Origin of the sequence: Streptomyces sp. Da 82-17 (assembly GCF_046098215.1) — a bacterium.
GTDB lineage: Bacteria > Actinomycetota > Actinomycetes > Streptomycetales > Streptomycetaceae > Streptomyces.
The window spans coordinates 214,634-231,133 of sequence record NZ_JBJURH010000004.1; the positions used below are offsets into that span (position 1 = coordinate 214,634).

Annotated in this window: 15 protein-coding genes and 1 riboswitch; of the genes, 7 read left to right on the forward strand and 8 right to left on the reverse strand. The window is 71.4% G+C overall.

All coding sequences use genetic code 11. From position 1 onward, the window contains the following. Nucleotides 1-71 precede the first annotated feature (71 nt). From ACIDOF_RS08715 to otsB, 3 genes are all read left to right on the forward strand, one after another. Nucleotides 72-1,334, forward strand: a complete 1,263-nt coding sequence (locus ACIDOF_RS08715) for an extracellular solute-binding protein (protein ID WP_409005150.1) — start codon at nucleotides 72-74, stop codon at nucleotides 1,332-1,334. A gap of 78 nt (nucleotides 1,335-1,412) precedes the next feature. Continuing rightward, complete coding sequence (locus ACIDOF_RS08720; RefSeq protein ID WP_409005151.1) at nucleotides 1,413-1,667, forward strand: DUF3263 domain-containing protein; 255 nt, start codon at nucleotides 1,413-1,415, stop codon at nucleotides 1,665-1,667. Between the two features lie 338 nt (nucleotides 1,668-2,005). Next, nucleotides 2,006-2,857, forward strand: coding sequence for a trehalose-phosphatase (gene otsB, locus ACIDOF_RS08725; RefSeq protein WP_409005152.1), 852 nt, complete (start codon nucleotides 2,006-2,008; stop codon nucleotides 2,855-2,857). Nucleotides 2,858-2,909: 52 nt separating this feature from the next. On the opposite strand, the gene ACIDOF_RS08730 is transcribed toward otsB, so the two are convergent. Both ACIDOF_RS08730 and ACIDOF_RS08735 read right to left on the reverse strand, forming a co-directional pair. Continuing rightward, a complete protein-coding gene (locus tag ACIDOF_RS08730) occupies nucleotides 2,910-4,331 on the reverse strand; it encodes a trehalose-6-phosphate synthase (RefSeq protein ID WP_409005153.1) in 1,422 nt (473 codons plus the stop codon). Nucleotides 4,332-4,381: 50 nt separating this feature from the next. After that, the gene (locus ACIDOF_RS08735; RefSeq protein ID WP_409005351.1) at nucleotides 4,382-5,356 is read right to left on the reverse strand and encodes a glucosyl-3-phosphoglycerate synthase; all 975 of its coding nucleotides are present in this window, start codon (nucleotides 5,354-5,356) and stop codon (nucleotides 4,382-4,384) included. A 131-nt stretch (nucleotides 5,357-5,487) separates the two neighbouring features. Further along, nucleotides 5,488-5,636: riboswitch (SAM riboswitch) on the forward strand. An 18-nt stretch (nucleotides 5,637-5,654) separates the two neighbouring features. On the opposite strand from ACIDOF_RS08735, the gene thrC reads away from it, so the two are divergent. The 4 genes from thrC (at nucleotide 5,655) to groL (ending at nucleotide 9,937) form a co-directional block, all read left to right on the forward strand. Next, on the forward strand, nucleotides 5,655-6,938 hold the full coding sequence (gene thrC / locus ACIDOF_RS08740) for a threonine synthase (RefSeq protein WP_409005154.1): 1,284 nt from the start codon (nucleotides 5,655-5,657) through the stop codon (nucleotides 6,936-6,938). Nucleotides 6,939-7,075: 137 nt separating this feature from the next. Then, entirely contained in the window at nucleotides 7,076-7,354 is a 279-nt protein-coding gene (locus ACIDOF_RS08745; protein ID WP_409005155.1) for a MoaD/ThiS family protein, read from the forward strand. Nucleotides 7,355-7,796: 442 nt separating this feature from the next. Next, on the forward strand, nucleotides 7,797-8,003 hold the full coding sequence (locus tag ACIDOF_RS08750; protein WP_030576453.1) for a cold-shock protein: 207 nt from the start codon (nucleotides 7,797-7,799) through the stop codon (nucleotides 8,001-8,003). 311 nt (nucleotides 8,004-8,314) lie between these two features. Further along, on the forward strand, nucleotides 8,315-9,937 hold the full coding sequence (gene groL, locus ACIDOF_RS08755) for a chaperonin GroEL (protein ID WP_409005156.1): 1,623 nt from the start codon (nucleotides 8,315-8,317) through the stop codon (nucleotides 9,935-9,937). A gap of 25 nt (nucleotides 9,938-9,962) precedes the next feature. On the opposite strand, the gene ACIDOF_RS08760 is transcribed toward groL, so the two are convergent. The 6 genes from ACIDOF_RS08760 to ACIDOF_RS08785 form a co-directional block, all read right to left on the reverse strand. After that, on the reverse strand, nucleotides 9,963-11,207 hold the full coding sequence (locus ACIDOF_RS08760; protein ID WP_409005157.1) for a hypothetical protein: 1,245 nt from the start codon (nucleotides 11,205-11,207) through the stop codon (nucleotides 9,963-9,965). Continuing rightward, complete coding sequence (locus tag ACIDOF_RS08765; RefSeq protein ID WP_409005158.1) at nucleotides 11,204-12,139, reverse strand: hypothetical protein; 936 nt, start codon at nucleotides 12,137-12,139, stop codon at nucleotides 11,204-11,206. The genes ACIDOF_RS08760 and ACIDOF_RS08765 overlap by 4 nt, the downstream gene beginning before the upstream one ends. Before the next feature lie 41 nt (nucleotides 12,140-12,180). Beyond that, nucleotides 12,181-12,855, reverse strand: a complete 675-nt coding sequence (locus ACIDOF_RS08770) for a hypothetical protein (RefSeq protein ID WP_409005159.1) — start codon at nucleotides 12,853-12,855, stop codon at nucleotides 12,181-12,183. Between the two features lie 56 nt (nucleotides 12,856-12,911). Next, nucleotides 12,912-14,480, reverse strand: a complete 1,569-nt coding sequence (locus ACIDOF_RS08775; protein ID WP_409005160.1) for a PTS transporter subunit EIIC — start codon at nucleotides 14,478-14,480, stop codon at nucleotides 12,912-12,914. A 58-nt stretch (nucleotides 14,481-14,538) separates the two neighbouring features. Next, the gene (murQ, locus tag ACIDOF_RS08780) at nucleotides 14,539-15,492 is read right to left on the reverse strand and encodes an N-acetylmuramic acid 6-phosphate etherase (RefSeq protein ID WP_409005161.1); all 954 of its coding nucleotides are present in this window, start codon (nucleotides 15,490-15,492) and stop codon (nucleotides 14,539-14,541) included. 62 nt (nucleotides 15,493-15,554) lie between these two features. Next, a complete protein-coding gene (locus ACIDOF_RS08785; protein WP_409005162.1) occupies nucleotides 15,555-16,481 on the reverse strand; it encodes a MurR/RpiR family transcriptional regulator in 927 nt (308 codons plus the stop codon). Nucleotides 16,482-16,500 lie beyond the last annotated feature (19 nt).

Here is a 16,500-nt window from a genome sequence, read left to right on the forward strand (position 1 = left end):
AACGCCACAAGCGGGACGTACCGGGCGAGCGGGACAGGCAGTGAGGGTGGGAAGCAGCTGTGCAGCGGCGCATGACTGGTGTGACGGCGGCGCTCGCGGCGCTCGGGATGGCGGCGGGTCTGGCCGGCTGCGGCGCCGGCGGCGTCGGCGGTTCCGACACGGTGACCCTGAAGATGGTCGCCGCCGACTACGGCGACAGCGCCGCCAACAGCACCCAGAAGTACTGGGACGAGCTCACCGCCGCGTTCGAGAAGAAGAACCCCGGCATCGAGGTCGAGGTGGACGTCCGCTCCTGGAGCGACGTCGACGCCCATGTCGCCGCCCTGGTGAAGAAGGGCGAGGACCCCGACATCGCGCAGATCGGGGCGTACGCCGACTATGCCGCGCAGGGCAAGCTGTACAGCGCCGACGACCTGCTCTCCATCCCCGTACAGGCCGACTTCCTGCCCGCGCTCTCGCAGGCGGGCGAGCTGCGGCGGGTGCAGTACGGGATGCCGTTCGCGTCGTCGACGCGGCTGCTGTTCTACAACAAGAAGCTGTTCGCGAAGGCCGGGATCACCGGCGCCCCGCAGAGCTGGACCGAGCTGGCCGACGACGCGGAGAAGCTGAAGGCGGCGGGCGTGAAGTACCCGTTCGCGCTGCCGCTGGGCCGCGAGGAGGCGCCCGCCGAGACGCTGATGTGGCTGCTCAGCGGCGGCGACGGCTACACCGACAACGTCGGCACGTACACCCTCGACTCCGCCGACAACGTCAAGACGTTCAAGTGGCTGCGCGACGACCTCGTCGGCGAGGGCCTCACCGGCCCGGTCGCGCCCGGCGAACTCGACCGGCAGGACGCCTTCAACGCGTTCTCGCGCGGCGAGGTCGGCATGCTCAACGGCCATCCGACGCTGATGAAGCAGGCGAAGAAGCAGGGCGTCGAGTACGGGATGGTGCCGCTGCCCGGCGTCAACGGCAAGGCCAAGGCCACCATGGGCGTCGCCGACTGGATGATGGGCTTCAAGCGGAACGGCCACAAGGCGGAGATCGGCAAGTTCCTCGACTTCGTCTACGAGGACAGCAACGTCCTGGACTTCTCCGATCGCTACGACATCCTGCCCGTCACCTCGTCCGCGTCCGACGCGATGGCGGAGGACCCGAAGTACAAGCACCTGCGGGAGTTCCTCGACGAGCTGCCGCACTCGGAGCTGTACCCGGTCGGCAAGACGTCCTGGGCGCAGGTCAGCGCGGCCATCAAGAAGGACATCGGCAAGACGGTCCAGCCGGGCGGCGACCCGGCGGCGGTGCTGCAGAAGCTGCAGAACGAGGCGGTCGCGGCGGAGTCGGCGGAGTAGGCCGGTGGGTGTGCGGGCTGTGCGGGCTGGGCGGGCTTCCCGGGTGGCGCTGTCGGCGTACGCGTCTACGGTTTCCTCATGACCGCCGACGAACCGAGCCCCACCGACGCTCAGCTGTCCGAGCGGGACCGGGCCCTGCTCGCCCTGGAGCGGCAGGGGTGGGCGTCGCCGGGCGTGAAGGAGCGGGCGATACGCGAGCGGCTCGGCATATCCCCGACCCGCTACTACCAGCTCCTGAACGCCCTCCTCGACGACCCCGCCGCCCTCGCCCACGACCCGGTCACGATCAACCGCCTCCGCAGGGTCCGCGAGGCCCGCCGAGCACGCCGCTAGCGTCCGTCGGGGCTGCGCCTTTTTCTTCCCCACCCCGCCCCTTCCCGAAAGCCTGCGGCAGCTTCGGGGGCTCCGCCCCCGGACCCCCTCCCCCAAGCTCTCGGCTTCGCTGGAGCAGGGGGACCCCCATCTCAAACGCTGGAGGGGCTGGGTTCAGCCCCGCTAGGGGCCGCTTTCAGGGGCGCGGGGAACTGCGCGACAAGCCACGACGGCGCGGCAGGCGAACGAGCACCGCGAGGGAGCCCGTCCGGCGATTGAGGACGCGAGCCCGCAGGGCGATGCAGGGGCGGCCACCGAGGCGACCTTGCGACGCCGGCCCACCTGGATAAGGTCCCCCCATGGGCACCCACCCCGACGACCTGCCTGTCCCCGTGACCCCCGCCGGCCGCGAAGGCCTCGCCGCCCTCCGCGCCCACCCGCACCGCGCCCTCGTCGCACTCGACTTCGACGGCACGCTCGCCGAGATCGTCCCGGACCCCGAGCGGGCCAGGGCCCACCCCGACGCCGTCGCCGCCCTCGCCGCCCTCGCGCCCCGCGTCGCCTCCGTGGCCGTGGTGACCGGCAGGCCCGCCGGAGTCGCCGTGCGGTACGGCGGGTTCGCGGGCGTCGCCGGTCTGGAGCACCTGGTCGTCCTCGGCCACTACGGCGCCGAGCGCTGGGACGCCGTGACCGGCACCGTGCAGGCCCCCGAACTCCCCGCCGGAGTCGCCGGCGCGCGGGCCGAACTCCCCGGATTCCTGGACGCGTTGGGCCTCTGGCACGGCACGTGGATCGAGGAGAAGGGCCGCGCCGTCGCCGTCCACACCCGCCGCGCCGAGGACCCGCAGGCCACGTTCGCCGCGCTCACCGGCCCCCTCGCCGAACTCGCCGCCCGGCACGGCCTGATCACCGAGCCGGGCCGGTACGTGATCGAGCTGCGCCCGCCCGGCATGGACAAGGGCGTGGCCCTGTCGGCGTACGCCCGCGAGGTGGGCGCGGAGTCCGTCCTGTACGCGGGCGACGACCTCGGCGATCTCCCCGCGTACGCCGCCGTGGAGAAGCTGCGCTCGGACGGCGTGCCCGGACTGCTCGTGTGCAGCGGCAGCGCGGAGGTCACGGAGCTGGCCGAGCGCGCCGACCTGGTCGTGGACGGCCCGGTGGGCGTGGTCCGCCTCCTCGGACAGCTGGCCGAGGCGCTCGCGAAGGGCTAGGGCCTGATCCGAACGACAGGCCCTAGGGCCCGTCTCCCCAGGGAGACACGCCCTAGAGCCCCTCCAACTCCCGCAGCTGGTCCAGGAACCACCGCTCCGGCGGCAGCGCCGTCGCCGCCGCGGCGAGCCGTTCCGTGCGCGCCCGCCGCTCCTCGTCCGGCATCGTCAGCGCCTCGTGCAGCGCCCGGGCCGTGCCCACCACGTCGTACGGGTTGACCGCGAGCGCGTCCTCGCCGAGCTCCTCGTACGCCCCGGCCTCGCGGGACAGGACGAGCGCGCAGCCCTCGTCGGAGACGACCGGGACCTCCTTGGCGACCAGGTTCATGCCGTCCCTGATCGGGTTGACGAGCGCCACGTCCGCGAGCCGGTACGCCGCGAGCGAGCGCGCGAAGTCGTCCTCGACGTGCAGGATCACCGGCGTCCAACCCGCCGTGCCGTACCGGGAGTTGATCTCCTCGGCGACGCGGGCGACCTCCGCGGTGTAGTCGCGGTAGACGGCCAGGTCCTGGCGCGAGGGGTAGGCGAACGCGATGTGCACGACTCGTTCGCGCCACTCGGGCCGCTCGGCGAGCAGCAGCTCGTACGCGCGCAGCCCGCGCACGATGTTCTTGGACAGCTCGGTGCGGTCGACGCGGACGACGGTCCTGCGGTCGGTCCCGCCGATCTGGGCGCGCAGCGCCGCCGTGCGGTCCGCCACGTCGTCCCGGTGGGCGCGCTCGCGCAGGAAGTCCGCGTCCGCGCCGAGGCCGTGCACGCCGATCCGGGTGGTGCCGGTGCCGCCGGTCACCGCGTCGCAGCAGGCCGTGAACGCGTCCGCCCAGCGCCGGGTGAGGAAGCCGAGCCGGTCCGCGCCGAGCATGCCGCGCAGCAGCTGTCCGGCGATGTCGTCGGGCAGCATCCGGAAGTAGTCGGGCGGCGCCCACGGGGTGTGCGAGAAGTGCCCGATGCGCAGGTCGTCGCGGAGCGCGCGCAGCATGCCGGGGACGAGGGCCAGGTGGTAGTCCTGCACGAGCACCGACGCGCCGGGCGCCGCGGACTCGGCGAGCGCTTCGGCGAAGGCCCGGTTGTAGCGCTCGTACGACTCCCACCGGCGGCGGAACTCCCGGTCGAAGGAGGGTTCCAGGGGCGTCTGGTACAGCATGTGGTGCACGAACCAGAGCACCGAGTTGGCGATCCCGTTGTACGCGTCCGCGTGCACCTCGGCGTCGATGTCCAGCATCCGGACGCCGGGCTCGGAGACGCCGCGCCGCACCGCCTCCCGGTCGCCGTCGCCGAGCGCCGCGCACACCCACAGCGCGCCGGCGTCCGGCCCGATCGCGGAGAGCCCGGACACCAGCCCGCCGCCGCCGCGCCGCGGTGCGAGCGAGCCGTCCTCCCGTACGGAATAGCTGACCGGACCGCGGTTGGAGGCGACGAGGATCGGGGCGGCGGAACGCTCGGCAGACTTGGCCGCCTTGGCAGGCTCGACTGGCATGACGCGAACCTAGCCCGCCCCGGGAAACGGCAAACGTGCCACCGACACGTCTACGCCACGCGGCGGTCCCGGTACTCCTCGATGTCCGTCATCGGCGGCCGCTCCTCCGTGTCCACGGCGTGCGTGCGCGGCTCGAAGCCGTGCTCGCCCCGCTCGAACTGGGTGAGCCGGGGCCGTACGAGATGGCCGCGGGCGAGCCGCAGCTGCGCCGTGCGGTAGATCGCCGCCGCCATCCGGCCGAGGGCCCGCCCGTCCTGGTGCCGGTGCAGGCGCACGCCGACGTCGACCTGCGCGAGCGCGTCCAGGCCGACGGTGTGCAGCGAGTCGACGAGAAGACCCAGCTCCACGCCGTACCCGACGGGGAACGGCAGCCGTTCGAGGAGCGAGCGCCGGGCCGCGTACTCGCCGCCCAACGGCTGGACGAATCCGGCCAGTTGGGGCCAGTGCAGGTTCAACAGCGGCCGGGCGACCAGCTCCGTCACCCTGCCGCCCTGGCCGGCGGTCCTGCCGGAGGCGGGCGGATCGAACTCAGTGCCGAGCGGCCGGTCGTACATGGCCTTCACGAACTGCACGTCCGGGTCGGTCAGGAGCGGGCCGACGATGCCGGTGACGAAGTCGGCCGAGAACTCCCTGAGGTCGGCGTCGACGAAGCACACCACGTCACCGCTGGTCACGAGCAGCGACCGCCACAGCACCTCGCCCTTGCCGGGCACGGCGGGCAGCCGCGGAAGGATCGCGTCCCGGTGCACCACCCGCGCCCCGGCCGCCGCCGCCACCTCGGAGGTGCGGTCGGTGGAGCCCGAGTCGATCACCACCAGCTCGTCGACGAGGGGCGCCTCGGGAGTCATCAGCTCGCGGCGGATCACCGACACGATCGCGCCGACCGTCGCCTCCTCGTCGAGCGCGGGCAGCACCACGCTGACCTTGCTCCCGGAGCGCGCCTTCGCGGCGAGGATCCGGTCGAGCGGGCGGTCGTCGACGGACCAGGAGCGCCGTTCGAGCCAGCGCTCCACCTCTTCGAGCACGTCAGTTACTCCCTGGTTGTGATCCATCTCGCGGTTCGGACGACTATCTCAACAGTGCGGGCCGTCCGTTACAGTCTTGAACAACGCGAACGACCACCGCATGCCGGGGGTCGTCGCCGACAATCGAATACCGCTCATCCAGAGGGGCAGAGGGATACGGCCCGTTGAAGCCCCGGCAACCCTCCAGCTGGTTACTTGCGCAACTGGGCGCGCGAGGCTCCCGGCTAGGGAAGGTGCCAAATCCGTCTCGTGGCGAAGTGCGTCGCGAGGAAGATGAGGAGAAAGGGCCTCGCCTCTCATGGCTGTACAGACCGCAGAAACCACCACCACCGTGGACCTCGGCCCCGCCTCGGGCCTCTCCTGCCGCGAGTGCGGTGAGCGTTTCCCCCTCGGCCCGATCTTCGCCTGCGAGCTGTGTTTCGGGCCTCTCGAGGTCGCGTACGACCTGCCGGTCGGCGACCCGGAGGGGCTGAAGAAGAAGATCGCCGAAGGCCCGGACAACATCTGGCGGTACGCGCCGCTGCTGCCCGTCCCCGCCGACGTCGCCACCAAGCCGAACCTCAACCCCGGCTGGACCAAGCTCGTCAAGGCCGACAACCTGGCCCGTGAACTCGGCGTCACCGGCGGCCTGTTCATCAAGGACGACTCCGGCAACCCGACGCACTCCTTCAAGGACCGCGTCGTCGCCCAGGCCCTGGAGGCCGCCCGCGCCTTCGGCTTCACCACGCTCTCCTGCTCGTCCACCGGCAACCTCGCCGGCGCCGTCGGCGCCGCCGCCGCCCGCGCCGGCTTCCGCTCCTGCGTGTTCATCCCGCACGACCTGGAGCAGGGCAAGGTCGTCATGGCCGCGGTGTACGGCGGCGAGCTCGTCGGCATCGAGGGCAACTACGACGACGTCAACCGCTTCTGCTCCGAGCTCATCGGCGACCCGCTGGGCGAGGGCTGGGGCTTCGTCAACGTGAACCTGCGGCCGTACTACGGCGAGGGCTCGAAGACGCTCGCGTACGAGATCTGCGAGCAGCTCGGCTGGCAGCTGCCCGACCAGCTGGTCATCCCGATCGCCTCCGGCTCGCAGCTCACGAAGATCGACAAGGGCCTGCAGGAGCTGATCAAGCTCGGCCTGGTCGAGGACAAGCCGTACAAGATCTTCGGCGCCCAGGCCGAGGGCTGCTCCCCGGTGTCCACGGCCTTCAAGAACGGCCACGACGTGGTCCGCCCGCAGAAGCCGGACACCATCGCCAAGTCCCTCGCGATCGGCAACCCCGCCGACGGCCCGTACGTCCTGGACATCGCCCGGCGCACCGGCGGGGCCGTGGAGGACGTGAACGACGAGCAGGTCGTCGACGCGATCAAGCTGCTCGCCCGTACGGAGGGGATCTTCGCGGAGACGGCCGGGGGTGTGACCGTCGGCGTGACGAAGAAGCTGATCGAGGCCGGGCTCATCGATCCGACGCTGACCACGGTCGTGCTGAACACGGGCGACGGGCTCAAGACGCTCGACGCCGTGGCGCCCACCTCGCAGGCCACCGCGACCATCAAGCCGTCGCTTGACGCGTTCCGTGCGGCGGGGCTTGCCGGTTAGTCGCCGTAGGGGCCGCTGTCCGTAGCCGACTGCGGGCAGTGGTCCGTCCTCGCGCCCGCGCGGCGCCAGCCGCAAATTGACACAGCCCCGCGCCCCTTTCAGGGGCGCCACCAAACCGTCTTACTGAAGGTGATCCCATGAGCGTCAACGTCCGCATCCCCACCATCCTGCGCACCTACACCGGCGGTCAGGCCGAGGTCGCCGCCGAGGGGGCCACCCTCGCCGAGGTCATCTCGGACCTGGAGAAGAACCACGCGGGCATCGCCGCGCGCGTCCTGGACGACCAGGGCAAGCTGCGCCGCTTCGTGAACGTGTACGTCAACGACGACGACGTCCGCTTCGAGCAGGGCCTGGAGACCGCCACCCCGGACGGCGCCGGCGTCTCGATCATCCCGGCCGTCGCCGGCGGTTGCTGAACCCGCGGCCGACCTGCGGCCCCGTTACGCAGGAAACATGCAGAATTGCCCCCTCCGCAGGAAGCGGAGGGGGCAATTCTGCATGGTTGGGCGCGATAGAGTTGGGAAAGCTGTTCCGCTTTCGGTCTCCGCGCATGCCGCGCGCATATGAGAACTCCCGGTTTCGCCGACGACTTGCGGTCGAAGAGCCCCCGCAATTCGCACGCTTTGTTCCGTTCGCCCGGTCCGACTTGTTCTGGGATCCGGCGAATTCTCCCTGTTCAGCCGATCGGTCGCGCCCAGATTTCTCGTCGAATTGACCTGTTGCAGACGGCAGTTGGGCAGATACATTCAGCGGCGGTCGACGCGTTCCGGCGCACGCCCCCACCTGTCGGGGGGTGAGGTCTGACCCGGATCCGCGAAGTGCGGATCTGTGCAAGGGCCAGTAATAGGGGAGTTAGGCATGGCTCAGGGCACCGTCAAGTGGTTCAACGCGGAGAAGGGGTACGGCTTCATCGCGGTCGACGGTGGTGCGGATGTTTTCGTCCACTACAGCGCGATTCAGATGGACGGATACCGCACCCTTGAAGAGGGTCAGCGGGTCGAGTTCGAGATCTCGCAGGGTCAGAAGGGCCCGCAGGCCGACATGGTCCGCGTGGCAGCCGGCTGATCGCGCCGACGCGACTGCACAGCTGACGAAGGGCCCGCACCCACGGGGTGCGGGCCCTTCGGCGTGCCCGGGCCCGGTCCTCGGGTGGGCCCGAGGTCGGGCTCGTACTCCGGAAGCGTCTTGCACTCGGGTGGGGTGAGTGCTAATCATTGGCGTTAGCACTCTGAAGGTGAGAGTGACAGAACTTGGATCGGGTCGGTGAGGCCCGCAGGCCGGGTGGGGCAAGGAACCACAAGGGCTGCAGGCCGTCCGTCGCGGGCATCGGCGCCGGTCTGTTTGCGTTTCCACCGCGTCCGGGAGGACCACTTCACATGGCCAAGATCATCGCGTTCGACGAGGAGGCACGGCGCGGCCTCGAGCGCGGCATGAACCAGCTCGCCGACGCCGTCAAGGTGACCCTGGGCCCCAAGGGTCGCAACGTCGTCCTCGAGAAGAAGTGGGGCGCCCCCACGATCACCAACGATGGTGTGTCCATCGCCAAGGAGATCGAGCTCGAGGACCCGTACGAAAAGATCGGCGCCGAGCTGGTCAAGGAAGTCGCCAAGAAGACGGACGACGTCGCCGGTGACGGTACGACCACGGCGACCGTGCTCGCCCAGGCCCTGGTCCGCGAGGGCCTGCGCAACGTGGCCGCCGGCGCCAACCCGATGGCTCTGAAGCGCGGTATCGAGAAGGCCGTCGAGGCCGTCTCCGCCGCCCTGCTCGACCAGGCCAAGGAGGTCGAGACCAAGGAGCAGATCGCCTCCACCGCCTCCATCTCCGCCGCCGACTCCCAGATCGGCGAGCTCATCGCCGAGGCCATGGACAAGGTCGGCAAGGAAGGCGTCATCACCGTCGAGGAGTCCCAGACCTTCGGTCTGGAGCTGGAGCTCACCGAGGGTATGCGCTTCGACAAGGGCTACATCTCGGCGTACTTCGCCACCGACATGGAGCGTATGGAGGCCGTCCTCGACGACCCGTACATCCTGATCGCCAACTCGAAGATCGGCTCCGTCAAGGACCTGATCCCGCTCCTCGAGAAGGTCATGCAGTCCGGCAAGCCGCTGCTGATCATCGCCGAGGACGTCGAGGGCGAGGCCCTGTCGACCCTGGTCGTCAACAAGATCAAGGGCACCTTCAAGTCCGTCGCCGTCAAGGCCCCGGGCTTCGGTGACCGCCGCAAGGCCATGCTGAACGACATCGCGATCCTCACCGGCGGCGAGGTGATCTCCGAGGAGGTCGGCCTCAAGCTGGAGAACGCGACGATCGACCTGCTCGGCCGCGCCCGCAAGGTCGTCATCACCAAGGACGAGACCACCATCGTCGACGGTGCCGGCGACAGCGACCAGGTCAACGGCCGCGTGAACCAGATCCGCGCCGAGATCGAGCAGTCCGACTCGGACTACGACCGCGAGAAGCTGCAGGAGCGCCTCGCGAAGCTGGCCGGCGGCGTGGCCGTCATCAAGGCCGGCGCCGCGACCGAGGTCGAGCTCAAGGAGCGCAAGCACCGCATCGAGGACGCCGTTCGCAACGCGAAGGCGGCCGTCGAGGAGGGCATCGTCGCCGGCGGTGGCGTCGCCCTGCTGCAGGCCTCCGCGGTCTTCGAGAAGCTGGAGCTCGAGGGTGACGAGGCGACCGGCGCCAACGCCGTGAAGCTCGCCCTGGAGGCCCCGCTCAAGCAGATCGCCGTCAACGGTGGCCTCGAGGGTGGTGTCGTCGTCGAGAAGGTGCGCAACCTGACCGTCGGCCACGGCCTGAACGCCGCCACCGGCGAGTACGTCGACATGATCGCCGAGGGCATCATCGACCCGGCGAAGGTGACCCGTTCCGCCCTGCAGAACGCGTCCTCCATCGCCGCGCTGTTCCTCACCACCGAGGCCGTCATCGCCGACAAGCCGGAGAAGGCCGCCGCGGCCGCTCCGGGCGGCATGCCGGGCGGTGACATGGACTTCTGATCCTCCGGATCAGCAGCCCTGAGCGTCAGCTCCGCAGGGGCGGCACGTCTCCCGTACGGGAGGGGTGCCGCCCCTGTCGCGTGTCCCCGTCCTGCGTGTGGCCGTCGCCGTCCTGCGCCTCGCCGTCGGCGGTGTCGGCGGGGGCGCGGCGGAGGCGGAGGCGCAGCGCCAGGGAGCCCGCGCACACCGCGGCGGCCACGGGGGCCGCGAACAGGGCGTGGTACAGCCCGGCCGGTGGCAGTGCCTGCAGCAACAGCTCGTCGCCGGTGAGGAGTTGCCGCCCCGAGTCCAGGGCGGTGTCGACTCCGTCCAGGAGGGCGACGTACGTGCAGACGGCCGGCGGGTAGGCGGCGTACGCGGACACGGCGGCGCCGACGACCCGCGGCAGGGACCGGGTGAGGCGGCGGACGATCACGTAGCCGCCGACGTACAGGAGCGCGAAGCTCTGCCAGGCGTAGAGGGTCAACAGGCGGTACAGCAGCGGGTGTTGGGCGCTCCACGACGTGGAGGGCAGGGTGTCGAGGTCGCCCGACAGCTGGACGGCGCAGGGGGCGGGCAGTTCCGCGCTGCCGCACCAGATCCGGACGAGCGGGTCGAGCAGGAGCACGGGCAGGCCTGCCGTGAAGGCGAGCAGCACCACGGCGCCGCCGGCCAGCGCGAGCAGGGCGGGGCCGGTCGAACGCAGCAGGAGCCGGGCCTGATCGCGCAGCCAGCCGACCGGCTCGGACGTGAACCGGGGCTCGGTGGCGGCGAGGTGGCGGGCGAGCGCCGAGAGGCCGAGGCAACCGGCGACGGCCGCGCCGACCAGGCCGAGCAGCAGCGTGTGGCCGTGGCTCTGCGCGGCGTCGGTGAGCAGCCGGTTCGCCGCGTCGCCGCGCGTGTACGGGTCGAAGGACAGCTCGGGCAGGCGGACCGTGGCCAGCGCGAGCAGCCCGGCGAGCGGGGCGAACGCGGGGAGCAGCGCGGCGAGTACGAGCATCCGCACCCGCTCGGGCGCGACCGCGCGGACCGCCGAGCCGAGCGCGGCCAGGACGAGCAGGAACACCGCCGTCCACAGGGCGTCCGGTCCGAGGGCCGCCAGCCCGGTCTGCTCGCTGAACAGCGGGTTCGGTGCCACGGTGAGGCGGCGGAGCGCGCTCAACGGGCTGCCGTCGGCGGGCAGTTCGGCCCAGGCGGTCTGCTGCGGGAGCACACCGACCAGGTGTGCGGCGAGGACGGCGAGCAGGGTGGCGGCGAGCGGGGCGCGGTGCAGCGCCTTGCCGACGTTCACCGGGGGAGGGCGGAGACGCGGAAGGGGCGGCCTTCGTTGTCGATCGTCGTGGTGTGGGTCTCCTTGCCGTCCCACCAGGTGAGGGTGGCCCGCCACTCGGTCGTGTAGTGCTGGGTGCGGCCGGTGAGGACCAGGTCGTACACCGAGCTCGTGGTCACGTCGGTCGGCAGGTCGAGGAGGGGGCGGCCGAATTCGGCGGCGGCCTTCCGTGCGGCCTTCTGGTGCGGGCTGGTCAGCAGGTACTGGCCGGAGACGGGCTGTCCCACGGGCAGGGTGTCCAGGTCGACGACGAGGACCTGCTGCTTGCGGTCGCTGCCGCCGCCGCACTCGCCCTCTTCGGCGGCGGCCAGGGCGCCCGGCTGGTGGCGCTTGGTCACGGTGATGGACACGTCCCGGAGCTGGACGGCTTTGTTCATGTTGCCGCGCACGCTGATCGACGCGTTCACCTGACCGCGGTGGACGATCTTGCCCTCGCGCTGCCAGCGGGCGCGGGTGGCGTCGGTGATCTCCGGCACGCGCTGGGCGAGGTCGGCGTGGCTCTCGGTCGTGAGCCAGCGGGTGGAGCAGACGTCGTTCTGCTGCTCGGCGAGGACGGCCAGGGCGTCGTCCTCGAACAGCGCGCTGTACGCGGCGGTGAGCCAGGGGGTGACGAGGGTGACCACGGCGACGAGCAGGCCGAGCGCGCCGATCTTGTTCGCGGCCCCGAGCGACTGGAACCCCCGCCAGGCCCTGACGGCGCGGGAGGCGGAGGCGGGGCCGGCCTGCGGTGCGGGTTCCTGCGGCGCCGGGGCCTGTGGGGCCGGGGCCTGAGGGGCTGGGTCCTGCGGCGCCGGGTCCTGGGGTGCGCGTGCCGGCGGCGTGGGTGCCGGCGGCGTGGGGTCCGGTTCCGGCTCCTGCTGGGGAGGTGTGACCCCCGCCGTGCTGTCTGCCACTTCGCCGACTCCCCCCGTCCCCGCGATACGACAGAGGGACCCTACATCCTTGCTGCATACGGGAGTTGGGGCTGGTCGTGCCGCTCGAAGACGGCCTTGAGGGCGGCCAGGTCGGCCCGCTCCTCGTCCGCGTCCTCGTACAGCCCCTCCTCCTTCCGGTACGCCGTCAGGGCTTCGGGGGTGAAACGGGGCTGGGTGAGGAGGTATTCGGAGAGGCAGTAGTCGAAGCCGGAGTCCGTGAAGAGGTCGAGCTCTTCGCGTGCGCAGTGGGTGCGGAGGCCCTCCGCTATGTGCCACTGCTCGCCGTCGTGCCAGAAGACGCCGCCCGCGTAGTGGATCGCGGCGCCGGTGTCCTCGTCGACGAGGTTCAGGGACTCGTAGTTCTCCGGGCGGTTCTCGACCAGGGCGCGGAGGTCGGCGGGGACGCCGTCGTACAGGGACTTCTGGAGGGCGTGGGTGCCCTCCGCATACAGGTTCAGGTCCGACTCGTGGTCGAAGGTCAGCAGCAGGACGCGGCCGTCGGTGGTGAAGTACCAGACCGCGGACTGGCCGCCGCCGTCGTTCCACGCGTGGCGTTCCGCGCCGTCCACCGTCATCGGGGCGATCTCCGTGACCTCGGTGACGATCGCCGTACGCCTGCGCAGCTCCGCCGTCGGCAGCGCGCGCAGGGCGTCCCAAGTGGGGCTGGGGGAGGCGTCGTTCGGTTCGTTGCTCATGGCGGGAAGGTTAGGTCCCGCCACTGACAACGCCTCCCCCGGGAAGGCCCGGCGGCTCAGACCCCCGCCGGTTCCTTCGGGCGTTCCGCGGGCGTCGCGGGGGTCGGCCGCTCCTGCGGAACGTTCAGTTCCGTCAGCATCTGCTTGCTGAAGCCGAAGAAGTACGTGGCGACGAAGCCGACGACGTAGCCGACGAGGAGGCCGCCCGCGTAGATCGCGATCGTCGTGCCGAGGCCCTTGTTGCCGTCGAGGAGGGGGAAGAGGGCCCAGCCGGACGGGCCGATGGCCGTGGAGCCGACCTTCTCGCCGATCATCGAGAAGAACCCGACGAACGCGCCGCCCGCCGCGCCGCCCACGCACGCGGTGACGAAGGGGCGGCCGAGGGGGAGCGAGACGCCGTAGATCAAGGGCTCGCCGACGCCCAGGAAACCGGCGGGGAGCGCGGACTTGATGGTCGTACGGACCGAGTGGTTGTGGCGCAGGCGCTTGAAGACGGCGATGGCGCAGCCGACCTGGCCGGCGCCCGCCATGGCGAGGATGGGCAGCAGCACCGTGTAGCCCTGCTGCTCGATGAGGGTGGTGTGGATGGGGATGAGGGCCTGGTGCAGGCCGAGCATCACGAGCGGCAGGAACAGCCCGCCGAGGACGAGGCCCGCGAACGCGCCGGTGTTGTCGAGGAGCCAGTCGGCGGCCGTGCCGATCGCCGTGGACACCTCGCCCGCGACGAACATCAGGCCGAAGATCGTGACGAGTCCGGAGAGCAGCACGGTGAGCGTCGGCGTGACGAGCACGTCCACCGCCTCCGGCACCCTTCCCCAAGCTCTCGACTTCGCTCGACCAGGGGAGACCCCATTCCGGCACCACTTCTCGATGTACGTGGCGAGGATCGCGGCGCCCAGCGCACCGAGTACGCCGCCCTGCCCCGGAGAGAGCTTCTGGCCGAAGGCCTCGATGTTCGCGACGCCGGGGAAGACGATGATCGCCGCGACCGCGCCGCCCAGGATCGGCGTACCCCCGAACTCCTTGGCCGTGTTGAGGCCGACGAACACCGCGATCAGCGCCATGAACCCGGAGGCCATCGCCGCGAGCGCGGGCGTCACGGACGGCAGCCAGCCGAGGTTCACGAGCAGGCCGTTGAGTCCGGCGATGATGCCGCAGCCGATCAGGGCCGGGATGAGCGGGACGAAGATGTTGGCGATGCGGCGCAGGAACAGCTTGACCGGGGTCTGGTTCCTGGTCTTCTGCGCGGCCTTCATCTCGGCGCCCTGAGTGGCCAGTTCGTCGGCGGTACGGGCGTGCGGCTCGTCGGCGGTACCGGCGGGCGGTTCCGTGTCCGTGTCGGGCCCGGTCGGCGCGGCCTCCCGCTCCTCCGCCACCAGCTGCTCGAACTCCGGCGTGACCCGGGCGACCTTCCCGGGGCCGAGCACGATCTGGTACGTCTCGTCCTCGACGACGCCCATCACGTCGGGCAGGGCCGCGAGGGCCTCGTCCTGGACGAGCCTGCGGTCGCGGAGGCCGAGCCGGAGCCGGGTCATGCAGTGCGCGACGGAGTCGATGTTGGCGGCGCCGCCGACGAGGGGCAGGATCGCGGCGGCGATGGCGCGGTTCTTGTTGTCGGTGCTCATGTACGGGCCTTGCTGTGCGGAGGTGCCGTGGGGCGCTGAGGTGCCGTGGGGCGTGGGGTCAGGGGGTCGTGGGGTCGGTCGCGGCGGTGAGGGCGGCCCTCAAGTGGCCGTGGGAACCGGCCAGGAGGGTGTTCGCGGTGCCGGCGTCGATGTCGGCGAGGATCATCAGGATCGCCGTCTTCACCTCGCCGTCGGCCGCGGCGAGCGCGGTCTCGATGGCCGCGTCCGGCGCGTCCGTGGCGAGGGCGACGATGCGGCGGGAGCGGGCCTGCAGCTTGTCGTTGGAGGCGCGGACGTCGACCATCAGGTTTCCGTAGGTCTTGCCGAGCCGGATCATCGTGATCGTCGACAGCATGTTGAGGACGAGCTTCTGCGCCGTGCCGGCCTTCAACCGGGTGGAGCCGGTGAGGAGTTCGGGTCCGACGACGACCTCGATGCCGTGCTCCGCGGAAGCTGCGAGCGCGGAGGACGCGTTGCAGGACAGGCCGATCGTCAACGCGCCCTCGGCACGGGCGTTTTCGACGGCGCCGATCGCGTACGGGGTGCGGCCGGAGGCGGAGATGCCGACCACCGTGTCGTCCGCGGTCAGGCCGAGCCGCTCCAGGTCCTCGCGGGCGAGCTCCTTGGAGTCCTCGGCGCCCTCGACGGCGGTGACCATCGCGGCCGGGCCGCCCGCGATCAGGCCGACGACCTCGCCCGGGTCGGTGTTGAAGGTGGGCGGGCACTCGCTGGCGTCGAGCACGCCGAGCCGTCCGGCGGTGCCGGCGCCCGCGTAGATCAGGCGACCGCCGCGGGCCATGCGTTCGGCGGTGGCGTCGATGGCGGCGGCGATCTGCGGCAACTGCTCGGCGACGGCGGCGGGAACGGAGGCGTCCTCGCCGTTCATCGTGCGGGCGATATCCAGGGTGGACAGCCGGTCGATCTCGGCGAGCTCGGGCCGGAACGCCTCCGTGGTGAGCGTGGCGAGCTCGGCGCGCAGTTCGCCGTAGTTGTCGGGGGTGGTGGCAGTCATGGGTGCGGCGGCTCTTTCGTGACGCGGCGGGTGAGGGGTGTGGGGTGCCGGGGCGGGCGCGGTCATCGGCTGCGTGGGCTGTGGCGGTGCGCGAGCGCCTCGTACGACGCGGCGAGCGCGGGCGCGGCGGTCTCGTACGTCCGCTGTGCGACGCCGACGAACAGGCAGTCGACGACGAGGAGTTGGGACGTACGGGACGACATCGCGGCGGGCCGGAGCTCGCTCTCGCGGGCCGTGGACGTGGTCAGTACGTGGTCGGCGTACTGGGAGACCGGGCCGTCCGGGCGGCCGGTGATCGCGATGGTGGTCGCGCCGTGCTCGAAGGCGACGCGGAGCGGTTCGATGACGTCGCCGGTGGAGCCGGAGTGGGTGATGGCGACGGCGACGTCCTTGGAGCGGAGCAGCACCGCGTTGGTGACGGACAGGTGCGGGTCGCCCATCGCGTGCGCGACGAGGCCGATGCGGAGGAGTTTCTGCGCCAGGTCCTGGGCGACGAGGGAGGAGGCGCCGACGCCGTAGATGTCGATGCGGCGGGCGGCGGCCATGGCGGAGACGGCCGCGCCGAGCTGGGCGGTGTCGAGTCCGGCGGCGGTGTCGGCGAGGGTCTGCTGTTCGTCGTAGGCGAGCTTGGCGACGACGTCCGCTATCGGGTCGTCGACGGCGATGTCCGCGGTGACGGCCGGGGCGCGGCCCGACTGCTGCTGGGCGGCGAGACCGGCGAGGGCGAGGCGCAGGTCGCGGTAGCCGGGGTAGCCGAGGAGGCGGGCCGTGCGGACGACGGTGGCCTCGCTGGTGCCGGTGAGCTCGGCGAGCCCGGTGACCGTGAGGGCCGCGCAGCCGGCCGGGTCGCCGGCGACTGCCTCGGCGACGCGCTGCATGGAGCGGGTCATGGACGGCGCGAGCGTGCGCACCTTCGCGGCGAGGGCCGCGGGTGCGGGCGGGGCGCCGCCGTTGCCGCCGGTGAAAATTTCCTTCAGGTCATTGCTCACGCTTGAAAGATATTTTCCG